Genomic DNA, 13,632 nt, shown 5'->3' on the forward strand with positions numbered 1-13,632 from the left:
ATTGGTTACATATTTATTGATAGGCCGAAGCTCCCCGGAGATTCTCATGTACAGGGATATGGGGTTTGTCCTGTTCTAGATCTTGGTAGAACAGGGAAGACTGGTCCAGGTTGTTTTTCAGGATATTCTTGATGCGCTGGTATGCGACCGCATCTGCCTGTATGGCTCTTTTGCATGCGCTGTCCAAGCGTTGTGAACCAAAGGCCCTGTGCAACTGGATAAGTCCCATGGCACGCTTGTAACCGATCTCGGGGTAATCTCCCGAGGCAATGATGGTATCAATACAGGCCACTACATTTTCCCCGTGCAGGGCAGCTTTCTTTTTAAAAAATTCAGGGCTCCAGTCCACATAATATTTGTGGGTACTGCTCAGGTGGTCACGATTTGTGTTGTAGTTTCCCTTACTGGGATTACGCTGGTGCAGGGCTATCCGCTGATGGTTATAATATATTTCCACAGTTGTGGTGGTATAATGGATCTGGGTCTGCTTGCCGATGTAGCGGTAGGGTACGCTATAATAACTTTTATCTGGTGAGAAGTACACGTATCCCATCTTCTGCACCTTTGCGCGGCAATAGTCCTTAAGCTGGTAGGAACTTGTTGGAAGTGATTTCAAGTGGCCTTTTTCTATGGACTGGAAGAGCTCCAGACGGCTGGCCTGCTTTCTTTTGAACAGTAGATTGTTATAGGCCGTCAACAGCTTGCGGATCTCTTTGTTGAGCTCGCTTAGGGAGAAGAAGGTCATATTGCGCAAGGGATAATAGATGCGCTGATAGGCAAGATGGACAGCATTTTCTACAAGGGCCTTGTCCTGCGGGGAGTATCCACGGGTCGGGTTGATCACACAGTTGTAGTGCCTGGCAAAGTCCTTAAAACTGCGGTTGATATCTGCCTCATAACGACTGGCGCGGGTTACGGCCGACTTTAGGTTATCGGATACGATGGCCCTGGGCACCCCGCCATAAAATTCCAGGGCATGTCCACAGCAGGTAATAAAATCCGCTCTCTTTTGGCTATGGCAGGCTTCCACATAGGTGTACTGGCTGTTGGGCAGGATGGCCACAAAGACCTCCACCGCGATGATCTCCCCAGTGGACCGGTCCACAATATGCAGTTTCTTGCCTGCGTAGTCGACATACATCTCATTGCCCGGATCGTGCTCCAGTTTCATTGATCCCCTGACCTTTGAGTATTTACGGTTGTAATGCTCCATGAACTGGGTATAACTATAGGGTTCTTCAGCATGTTGCACATATTCCTGGTAGTGGAACAGAAAGGTAAAACCGGGATGGTTCCGGGCTTTGTTGATCCCGTCAAAATACAGCATTAGCTCACCGTAGCGGGGATTGGCTATCGTGGTACTGGAAGGAAAGAGTGCTTCCAGGGCAGCATTGTCCCGGGCCAACAGTTCCTCAAGGGAACGGTAACTGGCCTTGAACAGCTGCATATAATTGTTTACCGTGTTGCGGGATATCCCCAGGGTAGCGCCTATTTTACGGTTGCTGAACCCATATAGGTGCAGGGAAATGATTTGTTTTAAGTCCATTGGATCAAGTGTGTTGGCCATATCGCATACTTTTAAGCGATAAGGTAATTAATACTTGATCTTTCAAAGCGGTGCGGTGAGCGAGGTCGAACTGTGGCACAAATCGAACCGATATAGACTTTTACCACACAGGCAAAAGTGGCACAGTTTGAACCGAAATGCCTGGCACTATGAAACCGAAATCACTGGCACAAATCGAACCGAAGTATCCACTAAGGGCTTTTTGTTTTTTAGTGATGTAGTTTAGCAGTATTCTGGATGGCTTAAATACAAGTTTATCAAGTTCTGGAACCCCTTTATTTTGTTAAACAAAAAGGCAAGTGCCTTGGCACTACTTTTTGTCAGTTTTTGAGTGAACTTCAGATACTTTTTAAGATTGTAGGCCATCGCGGACAAGTGCATGACCTTGTTTGCCTGCGCTATACCTATAGTGTTTATCTTTCTCAGTCCCATAAATTGAGTGAGCGTACCAAAAACAGGTTCGACCGTACTTTGCCGCTTTCCTTTCATATACCTGCCTTGAGGGCTGTTGACCCTTTCAATGTTGCGCTCATATTCTTCCCTAAAGTAGGTGACCGAGAACTTCTTCTCTTTGGCCGTCTTGCCCAAACAACTTGCCTTTATCGGACAGTCCCTACATTGATATGTAGAACCGCGGTACTCTTTTTTCAAGGTTTCCGTTCGGGAGTCGCTGACTTTTTTTAAAGGGGATGATCTCTCCCTGGGGACAGATATAATGATCATGTTCTTCATTATACTCAAAACCGTCCGGCCCACCTTTATAGGTGCCGTGGGGTGGAATAAAACTTTTTAAACTGACCTGTTCCAAAAATGCGTAATTCTCTCCACTACTGTAACCTGTATCGGCCACACAGTTCCGCCAGATTAATCCCGCTTGGTTCAATCTTGGCTTTAAACGTCCAACAATATCCTGTAAATATTGATTGTCCTTTTTATCGGCATGGCAGGCATGGATATCCGTGATGACATGGTGTCCTGTGTCAACGCTCAACTGGCTCATATAATTGAGCTTTCTCGCTTTTCCGGGTTTCACACTGATGCGCGCATCTGGATCCGTGGGACTGTAATGCGTTTTGTTGCTGGTATACTTACTGCCCTTGTTGCCTGCGCCCTGGCGCTGGTCCTGATCTTTCGCCCACTTCTTGTTACGGCTCTTTATCGCTCCCAGTTCTTGCCTGTTGGCACTGATTGTTTGCTGTTCTTTACTGGCCTTGTTCTCTTTGCTCTTTCGGATCGGAACTTCTTTATCCATGGCGCTTATGTGACGGATTTTCAACAAATGTGCGGCCAGATCTTCCTCGGGCACTTTCAGTTCCAGACTGTCCATTGAGGCATTGGCTTTTATTGGCGCAGAATCTATGGCCTGGGTGTGCCCACTTACCATGCCCTTTTGGATGCACATCTGAAGCACATTGGTAAAGACCTCCTCAAATATAAATTCGGGAAAAAGTTGGCGCGTGCGGCTTACCGTGGAGTGCCAGGGCAGTTCATCTTCCAAGTCGTAACCTATAAAAAACAGGATATCCAAACGCATGCTGCAATGTTGGATGAGTTTTCTGTCGCTGATGATGTTCTCTAGATAACCTACCAGACACAGTTTGAAAAACACGATGGGATCAATACTTTTTTGACCAGAGGCACCGTAAAACGGTTCGGTCAATTTGTACAAATAATCTAAATCCAGTACACTTTTGAGCTGTCGGTAAAAGTTGTGCTGTGGAACGCGTTCACTCAGCAAAAACTGCGTGAACAACTTTTCTTGATATGTCTTCTTGCCTTGCATATCAACAAATTATGATTTTAATTGCCTGATAATGCATTATTAAATTAACTTTATCAACAGAGTTGTGCAACAGGCACACTGTGTAAAAATAATTGCTGGTTCTCGCCTACTTGGAAATTCCTGCGGAATTTCCACAGGCTCGGTCAATTTTTGTTATTTTAGGTGCTTAACCCACGCAACTATTCTTACACCAAACGGTTGCCAGTAATGCGAAAATGAACATCTGCATTCAATAACTTAACGCAACAGTTTCTGCCATGGAAATCAACTTCTTAAAAAAATAGAGACAAACCACTATCCATTTGAAAGATTATGTTGTATTTCCTGAACCATTAATCGAGATTGTAGTTTCAGGTCAAAATGATCCATCACAATTCTTGAAAGTTGTCTGAGCATTGACGATTCCTTTACCGTCATGGTTCTGGGTTGTTGATCAATGATGCAAAAAGTCCCCAGAAAATATCCATCTAAAGTTTTAAGTGGTGCAGCAGCGTAAAACTGCAAGCCCATAAGACCAGATACTAATTGGTTGGCCATGGTTCTCGGGTCAAGTCTGGCGTTTTCAACGATATAGAGATCATCAGAAAGAATCGCCGAACTGCACAATCCTGGAGATCGTGGTATCTCTTCAACATCAAGGCCATAAGAGGATTTAAACCAAATACGATCCGTATCTACAAGAGTGATAATCGATATAGGCACATCAAAAATTTTGGTGGCTAATGAAGTCATTTCATCATAACAGCCATCTGCGGGGGTATCAAGAATACCATACTTATGTAAATTCTCAATTCTTCTTATTTCCGTTGTGTCTTCCATTGTTGTATAGAGAAATAATTAATTAGCAGTTTTAGAAAGTTCTTTTAAATCATTGCTTAATTGGTCGTCAATAATTTATTTCATTTCAGGATCCTATCATTAATTGATTGGGGATATCACGAATTTAAGAAATAATATTCTAATACAAAATTCCGCTCCGACCGTTTTGAATAAGAGATTTTATTTAAATCAAACTCTCCCGGCTATTAATAGACAAATGTCCTAACTACCAATCTATTCTTGCAATATAGTTCATATTTTATTAGGTCAGTCTTATCACATAAATCCGGGATCATCAATTTCAAGAACGGTGCTATCATCCTGATAATTTCTGGCACTTGACTATATATTATCAATGGGTTCAGTTACCCGACCGCTTAGGTGTCCATTAACCATGTGTAGGTGTCAGATAAGCATGTGTTGGCAAGAAACAACCATGTGTTGGCAGGAAAACCCTGCACTGTCTCGCTTTGTGGAATCTTTCTCTGATACCAGTCACGTCCTATGTTATAAGTAATCCTGAAAATGTTGCTGTAACATTTCACTCAACAATTCTTTCGTCAACGGTTTTGTTGTAAAGCCAGTTACTTCTTGTATTTCCATCGCCTTTTTTACATAATCTGGATCCGCCGAGGTTGTCAAAATCATAATAACGACTTTTGCCTTCTGTACATTACTTAAGTCTTTATATTGTTCTAAAAATTCCCATCCATTCATTTTAGGCATGTTGATGTCTAAAAATATGATGTCGGGTGGCGTTTGATGCTCCTTCTTCAGATACGCTAACGCTTCAATGCCGTTCATTGCAACTTCGATCTTATTGACAATATTCATTTCATTGATAATGATTTGGTGGAAAAAATTATCATCATCGTCATCATCAACTAATAATATGCAGTTTAGTTTCTTTTTCATAGTAAGTCTGTTTTAAACTTTTGGTATGGTAAAATAAAATGTGCTTCCTTTACCGAATTCAGATTCCACCCATATAGTGCCGCCATGCAATTCGATAATTTTTTTGCACAAAGATAGTCCTATTCCTGTACCTTCATATGCCGTGCGTGTATGCAGGCGCTGAAAAATTATAAATATTCTGTCGTAATAATCTTTCTCAATCCCAATACCGTTGTCTTTTATCTTGAAAAGAAAGTCTTTTGCTCTGTCCACTGCGGAGATATGTACAACGGGCTGAACACCTTCTCTTCTAAATTTGACAGCATTGAGGATAAGGTTTTGAAAAACCATCGTTAAATTCCCGCTCACGATCACCGGTAGTTTTTCGATAATGATCTCTGCACCACTTTCTCCGATAATCGCAGACAAATCCATTAATACTTGGCTCACTGCAATGTTACAATCTATTTCTGACTTGCTCATGTCGTTTCCAATTCTGGAATAGTTGAGCAGATCATAAATACGAATTGACATACGGTTTGCGCCTCCGGAAATCAGGCTCATGTAATGTTTCAAATCTTTGTCAGGATAGGTCTCCAGTTTGGTGGCTAACAACTTTGAAAAGTTAGCAATGGTTCTTAAAGGTTCTTGCAAGTCGTGCGAAGCAGCATAAGCGAACTCTGCTAACTCTTTGTTTTTCATTTCTAATTCATTAGTATATTCATTTAGCTTATTTTCGACTTTTATACGCTCCGTAACATCCTGCGCTGTACCTATCATCTTAAAGATATGCCCTTTTTTATTTAGGTAAACCTTTCCTCTTCCGTGAAGGGTTCGCTCCTGTCCACTAGGCAGAGTTATGCGGTGCAAAAAATCAAAAGGTTGATGGTCTTGATAAGCTTTTTGAACAATTTCGTTAACATTCTCTCTATCTTCAGGGTGAATATATTTCAAATAATTTTCGAAATTTGCTTCAAAATTGTCAGGTTTCAGACCGAATATTCTAAAAAGTTCGTCAGACCATTCAATCTTATTTTTACTAATATCCCAGTCCCAACTGCCGATATGAGCCAAATGCTGTGCATCCTTCAGTTTTTCTTCGCTTTGTTTTAATTGGCGCTCTGCTTGTTTCTCTTCTGTTACATCCTGTGCAGTACCTAACAAAATGCGGACACCATCTTCATCAAAAACGGTATTTATTCTTTTATGAACAATTCGCTCAACACCATCTTCACGAATGATGCGATGATAGATATCGAAAATCTGCTGGTTATTAATTGCTTTTTCAAACGCGTGCTTCACAAGCTGGTGATCATCCGGATGAATTAGTTTGAAAAAATTTTCGTAGGTTGGTTCTGTGGAAGCCGCATTCGTTCCGTAAATCCTATACAGTTCGTCAGACCATTGAAAGAATTTATCCTCAATATAATATTCCCAACTGCCAATATGCGCATTTTTTTGTGCTTCGGCAAGGTTAAAATTTACTTTTTGAATTTGTTTTTTATTTGTTTCTGTTTCTTTTATAAAGGATTCAATTTCTTCGCTCATCGTATTTATTCCCACCGCAATGGAATCGAGTTCATCACCTCTATCGCTGATGGCAAGCTTTTCAGAAAAATCCAATTGAGTGATTTTTATCAGGGCATCCATGATGCTCACAATTCTTCTTTCATTTTCTTGAATGAAAATTATTTTAGATTCTAAATCCTGATCCGCTTTAATTTGTTTTTGAATGCTGTTGGACAATTCGGCAGTCATAGTATTGAACGAGTTCGCCAAATCACCTATCTCATCCCTTGAAAATACCTGTGCCCTTACGCCAAAATCTCTTTGAGCAACCCTTTCAGAAGCCATCTTGATTTCCTTTAATCCCCTTGTAATTCCTCTTACAACAAAATAAGTGAGCAGCAGTCCACTGAACCCGACTGTGAAAGCTATGACGAGCAATATGGTTAAAATGACATTTTCAAGCCAGCGTGCCCCTTCTCCCAGCGTATAGGAAAAATCATCTTCCAGTTTGGTGAGTTTTTCATTGATTGGCTCTAGTTCTTCAATTATTGTATCCAATCTAGCTTTTGAGGGAGTTACTGAATCTATTTCTTTCTGTAATTTTTGGGCAATGGGTATCAACTTGAAAATTGTAGCATCTGCTTCTGACCAGATGTTAAATGCCTGACGGATATAAGAGATGTCCTTGAATCTTCGAAACAAGTGTATCATTCCATTCACATCGTCAGGGTGGCTGCGTCCTTCGAGAAGCCCTTGTCGTGCAAGGTCTAAATCAGGATTGGTCTTCGATAGCTCCACTAATGTTTTGTGGTAGCCCATGGGGACTTTCATGAAATCATAAAATGCTTCTATATCTTCCACCTTATGACTTTGGTAATATTGCTGCAGATTATAAACCGCATCTTTCTGCGATTTAGACCATAAGCCTTCAGCGCCAACAAATGCCCTAACTGATGAAAATGTGTTAACAGCAAAAAAAAGAGTTACAAGTTCGATGATGATAAGAACGGCCATAATGCCCACCACAGAGTATAATTTGTGTGCAATGGAAACATTCTTGAACGATTTAAACGAATTGAAAGTAGCCATAACTAATTAGAATTTATAGATATTGCCTCAAGCATTCTTCTGGCATTTTACGTCGCGAACATCGATTACATTTAGCGAATATATAAATTATTTCTTTTTACGGGAAGGTGGTAGTGTTTTTTCAGGCCTTGGCGGATTATTGTCTCTGTCTTTGCCTGACTTTTTTCATTCTTTTTTAGAAGGCAAATTCGGTGGTGTTGATTTATTTGCCATGATTTTGATTTTTAAAATTACAATTAAATTAAGATACTATTAAATGTTTAATTACAATTCATTTGACTAAATAAAGATTGTTGGTGGAAAACACCAACAATGGCAGAATGTTCTTTTAAATCATTACTTAAATGGTCGTAAATAAAATATTTCCTTTCAGGATTCCAGCATTAATTGATTGGACATACCACGAATTTAAGAAATAATACTCGAATACAATATTCCTCTTCCGCCGTTTTGGATAAGAGACATTAATTAAATCGAACTCGCGTGGTAATAAGTTCATCTCTTAAATACAATCCGATTATGCAACATGGTTGCTAAAATAGGTGTACTTTACTCGTTTTTCTCTGTAGATTTCACCCTTTTAAGACCTAACTTGTCAAATCTTTTTCACGCCATTGTTGATATTTTTCACCACTACTCTTTCCTTGACCGGATTTCGATGAATGTTGTTGAGTTTCTCATCGATATTAACATCAGAATATAAATCTACACCCAGCGCATTACGTTTCCAAAATGATATTTTTTATCACTAAAAATACCGCAATACCTCAGAATGTTTGGTTTCCACATCGCGTTTGATGCGTTGAATGCTAATCTTTATAAAACTTAATTGTGTGTGTTTTAAGACACTAGGAAGTCGGTTTCTCAATTTGATGAAGGTGGTTGTCAATTAAAACATAATCATAAAAAATATCGTGTAATTCTTTCACTAATTAATGCATGGACTCCATCTCAATCAACTAATAATATTCTAGTTAGAAGAGTTTTTTGAAATTTTAATTTAATGTATCATTTCTTCAATAGTGAAAGTAATATTTTTAAAGTAAACCGTAAATTGATGTTCTAAAACCACTATTGGGTCTCTCTTTCAATAATACGATGCTTACAGAACTAATGTTTAATAGGATTCACTTCATTTATCAAATTGTTTTGCTTTTTTTTTGATTGAAGATGTGCACACCCCAAAACCCATTTTATTAAAATCTCAACTTTAAGAAATAATTTTTTTATTAACAATATTCTAGAAAGTTTTCACTAATTTTACGAGTGAAAATGTAATTAATTAATCATATCTCCTAATGATTCAAATTAAACAACTCCTCAGAACCCCATCTAATCTTTTCGTTCTCGTATGTTTCGCAACCTGTTGCTTTGCATGCGCTATTCCACACACCTCTGTGCCTACGGGCATTTATCCAAAAATTCCACAAAAAATCCCCGCGCCTGACGCCTCCGCAGCCATCGTACCAGAGGGTTATAAAGTGGAGATATTTATGAAAGATTTAATATGGCCCACAAGTATTGAATTTGATGAAAGTGGAAACGTATATGTTGCTGAAGCCGGATATGTGTATGGAGATCTCGTGGCTCCTACACCCATTTTTAAAATTAGCCTGGATGGAACTATCGTTCGGTTTGCGGAAGGGTTTATTGGACCTGTTACAGACCTGCTCTGGCACAACGATTTGCTATATGTTTCTCACAAAGGAAAAATCTCAACGGTGTCTCAAGCAGGCAACATTACAGATATTATTACCGATTTACCGAGTTACGGAGATCATCAAAACAATGGAATGAGTATCGGTCCTGATGGAAAATTATATTTTGGTCAAGGCACTGTTACAAACTCTGGCATTGTCGGTTTAGATAATGTGTATCCTTACGTATGGCTTATGTTATATCCGGAAGAACATGACATTCCCGCTAAAGATATAAAATTAACCAATGAAAGTTTCTTGACGCCTCAAGCGAATAATGTACTTGCCAGACAGGGTAATCTGTTATCGTTTGGTAGCAATCTTACCTATGCTGTAACAAGTCTTTTTAACCGAAATAAAAATACATCCTTGCTTGTAAGAACTAGAGGCTTTAACGCGTTTGGCGAAAAGTCCAAAACCATTAAGGGTCAAGTTAAGTCCAGTGGCACAATATTAAGAGCAAACCTTGATGGCTCCGGCCTTGAAGTCTATGCCTGGGGATTGCGTAATCCATTTGGAGTGGTTTGGGGAGCGGATGGTCAGCTGTATGTAACAGATAATGGTTATGATGCAAGAGGCAGTAGACCAATTGCGAATGCAAAAGACAATATATTTCAAATCAAACAGGACGCATGGTATGGTTTTCCTGATTTCTCCAGCGGCATCCCTGTTACAGATCCACAATTCCGTTCCCAACGCGGATCAAAAATCGAATTTTTAATGAAAGCTCATCCCGAGCTGGATATGCCCTGGATGACGCGGCCTGCAAACTCTGCAACCGCCAAATTTGATTTCAGTACAAACGATAGCTTCGGGTTTCAAGGACACATATTCCTGGCTGAATTCGGATCAGGCACCCCGGCAACTGGAGAAGCAAACTTTAGTGGTTATTCTGTGGTAAGAATTGATCCCGCCACAAAACAAGCGCAAGCTTTTTTGAGCACTAGAGCCACAGAGCAAGAACTGGAGTCGGGTGCAGTCGCTGGACCGAGACGGCCGGTTGAAGCAAAATTTTCCAGAAATGGAGAGGCTTTATATATTGTAGATATTGGAGTGATTGGTTTCGATCTTGCAGGTGCTGGGCCTTTTCCAAGCCCTGCACCGGGGACTGGCGTCATCTGGCGTATTACTAAAACAGGCAATAATGCAGCTGCACCTCCAGGCAATCTTTCTCCTATGCCTCCAAAAGCTAATTCAAATTAAATGTCATCTGTATAATTATGCAATTTTCGAGAGCCATATAACATAGGTGTTCTTTTTTGTTCTATGGTCTCTCTCATATTCATTTTTAAAGGTAAATCCCCAAATCTACTCATAACTCACAACTCATAACTGATAACAGATAACCGTTTTAATGAAATTGTTCAATATCATTTGTATCATACTCTTCATTATTTCGGCAGCGCTTCAATATAACGACACAGATCCTTATTTGTGGATGCCTATATATTTATACGGGGCAGTTTTGTGTTATAGTGCCTTAAAAGGGAACTATAATTCCAATCTCTACATGCTGGGGCTCGTTGTCTATTCATCCTATGGGTTATACTTATTTTTTGCCAGTGACGGCGTGTTAAGTTGGATAAAACAACCTGATTCTGAAAGCATTGTTCAATCTATGGATTCCCGAAAACCGTGGATTGAAGAAACAAGAGAGTTTTTTGGATTGGTAATTTTAATTTTTGTTTTGATAATAAATAGGGCTTGGTTTTCCAAAAAACCGAATGAGCCTAAAGAGCGTCTGCTTCAGAAATGATTTAGTATAAGAAAACTTAAAATGGGAAGATTATGAAAAGTTATGTAATTATTTGTTTATTCATGTTTGCCACACCCTGCTTGGTTATGGCACAAAATGACATTATTTTTCAAGTTAAAGTAATCGATAAAGATTCGATTGCCATTCAAGGCGCATCCCTCAATATTTTGAACAGTCAATATAACGGCACAACCAATAAGGACGGGATGGTAGTTTTCAAAAATTTGCTTCCAGGAACCTATGTTTTAAATATAAGTAAGAGTGACTATGCCGAAATTAACACAGAGATAACAATAAAAAGTGAACCGCAATACCTCACCATTGGTATGCAGCTGCTATATGAACAGTTGGGCGAAGTGACCGTAACTGCCCAAAAAAGAGAAGAGCCCGTACAACAATTACCCGTTAGCATAACTGCCCTTTCTACTAAACAAATTGAAAATTGGCGCTTATGGACTATAAATGACCTTACTGCAATTTCTCCAAATCTATTTGCTGGTGATCCCGGAGATAAGAGAAGCGTTACTTCCATAAGAGGTATCGTTACCACCTCCTACGATCCAGCCGTTGCTACCTACATTGATGGGGTTAATCAATTCGGACTTGATAGTTACATATCTCAATTGTATGATGTAGAAAGAATAGAAATTTTAAGAGGTCCGCAAGGCACACTTTATGGGCGCAACGCAATGGGTGGGGTGATTAATATAATTACAAAAAAACCGCAAAACAAAACAACAGTTTCTGCACTGGGAAGTATAGGAAATTATAACTCATTACGATTCTCCCCTGGTATAAAAACAGCTTTGATAAAAGATAAACTTTATTTGGGCATTTCTGGCATGTTCGAGAGTACTGACGGTTTCTATCTCAATGAATTTAATGATAGCCACTACGATAAACAGCACAGTCTTTCGGGAAATTATTATCTGAAATATCTAGTTTCCGATAAATGGAATCTCACCCTTAATTATAAACATGTTCAAAACCGCAATTCCGGGCCCTTTCCTTTAGTGACCGATGCCGAAGAAGCGATTATAAATCCATACATCTTATCTCAAAATGCGATTACAAAAATGTTTGATAACACAAAGAACGCTTCCGCATCACTGACGTATTCGGGGAACAATTTCAATTTTAATTCCCAGTCAGCCTTTCAATCAAACTATCGTTTCTATAATGATCCCATAGACGCCGATTTTTCGCCTCTTGATATCATTACTATTATTAATGATTTTGGGAATAAATGGAACAATGGAAAAGTTTATACACAGGAATTTAAATTTTCATCCGCTGCGAAATCCAATGAGAGATTTAACTGGGTGGCAGGCGTGTATTTCTTCCATCAGGATAATCCTGTAAAACAAGCAACCCATTTTGGTGAAGATGCAATGTTGGCAGGCATGTCAGAAAACAATTTCTCTTTAATATCTACCTCGACATCAAAAACTAATGGCATGGCCGTGTATGGGCAGTCAACCTTTCGGGTTGCCTCAAAGCTTGATATTATCGCAGGTTTGAGGTATGATTATGAACATAAAAAACTAAATGTTTATGGCGAATATCAGAGAGATCCAGATCCTGTGCCTCTTTTCGCCTTTCAAAGTGATACCACTGCAACTGCGGATTTTACAGCTTTAAGCCCCAAGCTTGGCATCGATTACCATATTACAGAAAATAACCATGCTTACGTGACCTATTCACAGGGTTTTCGTGCTGGTGGGCTAACACCGCTCTCCTCCGACCCATCGCAACCCCCACTTTATAAATTTAAGCCTGAACGCAGTTCTTCCATGGAAGCAGGTTTTAAAAATTCTTTTTTTACCAAACGGATGACTTTAAACCTCTCCCTATTTCTAACGAGCGTCAATGATGTGCAGGTACCAACCTTGATTTTGCCCGAAGCCGTTACCATCACAAAAAACACTGGCAAGTTGCAAAGCAAAGGAATGGAGGTAGAAATGACAGCATTAGTAGTATCAGGACTTCAAGTGGATTATAATTTTGGATATACCCACGCAACCTTTGATGCTTTCAAATTATCATCAGACAATACTGAAATCAATCTAGCTGGTAATCGACAGGTTTTTACGCCTGATATCACCTCCATGCTCGCCATCCAATACAACCTGAAGATTGGTAAAGGAAGTAACAATCTTTTTTTACGAAGTGAATGGAGATATCTAGGCAACCAATATTTTGATATTGAAAACACGATAAAACAAAATCCTTACAGTATAATCAATGCATCTCTCGGTTTTAATCTAAAACAAAGTACCCTATCCTTTTGGATCAGGAACTTAAGCGATAAAAAGTATATTCTTTATGCCTATGATTTTGGAGCGGTTCATTTAGGCAGTCCACTTACGTGTGGAACCACCTTATCTATAAAGATATAGGTGCTATTTTATTGATTATGGCATGTGCATTCGTGAAAAAAAGAGGCAAGATTCTCGAAATAGTCAATTCCCCGCGTCTCCGCCCGCGCCACATTAAACAACGGATAATGGCAAATAGC

The 13,632-nt window shown here is 39.6% G+C and carries 9 protein-coding genes; 3 read left to right on the forward strand and 6 right to left on the reverse strand.

Going from position 1 to position 13,632, the window contains the following annotated elements; translation table 11 throughout:
• Positions 1-13 precede the first annotated feature (13 nt).
• From istA to ESZ48_RS11170, 6 genes are all read right to left on the reverse strand, one after another.
• On the reverse strand, positions 14-1,567 hold the full coding sequence (gene istA / locus ESZ48_RS11145) for an IS21 family transposase (RefSeq protein WP_129017572.1): 1,554 nt from the start codon (positions 1,565-1,567) through the stop codon (positions 14-16).
• A gap of 222 nt (positions 1,568-1,789) precedes the next feature.
• On the reverse strand, positions 1,790-2,299 hold the full coding sequence (locus ESZ48_RS19585; RefSeq protein WP_317127989.1) for a transposase: 510 nt from the start codon (positions 2,297-2,299) through the stop codon (positions 1,790-1,792).
• On the reverse strand, positions 2,181-3,350 hold the full coding sequence (locus ESZ48_RS11155; RefSeq protein WP_129017574.1) for a transposase: 1,170 nt from the start codon (positions 3,348-3,350) through the stop codon (positions 2,181-2,183). Before ESZ48_RS11155 ends, ESZ48_RS19585 begins: the two co-directional genes overlap by 119 nt.
• Positions 3,351-3,644: 294 nt before the next feature.
• Positions 3,645-4,169 carry a GAF domain-containing protein gene (locus ESZ48_RS11160; protein ID WP_129017575.1) on the reverse strand — a complete coding sequence of 175 codons (525 nt, stop codon included), beginning with the start codon at positions 4,167-4,169 and terminating at the stop codon, positions 3,645-3,647.
• 507 nt (positions 4,170-4,676) lie between these two features.
• The gene (locus ESZ48_RS11165) at positions 4,677-5,084 is read right to left on the reverse strand and encodes a response regulator (protein ID WP_129017576.1); all 408 of its coding nucleotides are present in this window, start codon (positions 5,082-5,084) and stop codon (positions 4,677-4,679) included.
• A 12-nt stretch (positions 5,085-5,096) separates the two neighbouring features.
• Positions 5,097-7,661, reverse strand: a complete 2,565-nt coding sequence (locus tag ESZ48_RS11170; protein WP_129017577.1) for a PAS domain-containing protein — start codon at positions 7,659-7,661, stop codon at positions 5,097-5,099.
• 1,397 nt (positions 7,662-9,058) lie between these two features.
• Here ESZ48_RS11170 and ESZ48_RS11175 point away from each other — a divergent pair.
• From ESZ48_RS11175 to ESZ48_RS11185, 3 genes are all read left to right on the forward strand, one after another.
• Positions 9,059-10,561: a PQQ-dependent sugar dehydrogenase gene (locus ESZ48_RS11175; RefSeq protein WP_223266427.1), complete on the forward strand. Its 1,503-nt coding sequence runs from the start codon at positions 9,059-9,061 to the stop codon at positions 10,559-10,561.
• A 151-nt stretch (positions 10,562-10,712) separates the two neighbouring features.
• Positions 10,713-11,114 (forward strand): transmembrane 220 family protein, encoded by a 402-nt coding sequence (locus tag ESZ48_RS11180; protein WP_129017579.1) that lies wholly within the window; start codon positions 10,713-10,715, stop codon positions 11,112-11,114.
• Between the two features lie 32 nt (positions 11,115-11,146).
• The gene (locus ESZ48_RS11185; RefSeq protein ID WP_129017580.1) at positions 11,147-13,513 is read left to right on the forward strand and encodes a TonB-dependent receptor; all 2,367 of its coding nucleotides are present in this window, start codon (positions 11,147-11,149) and stop codon (positions 13,511-13,513) included.
• Positions 13,514-13,632 lie beyond the last annotated feature (119 nt).

Origin of the sequence: Gelidibacter gilvus (genome assembly GCF_004115975.1) — a bacterium.
Classification (GTDB): Bacteria; Bacteroidota; Bacteroidia; order Flavobacteriales; family Flavobacteriaceae; genus Gelidibacter; species Gelidibacter gilvus.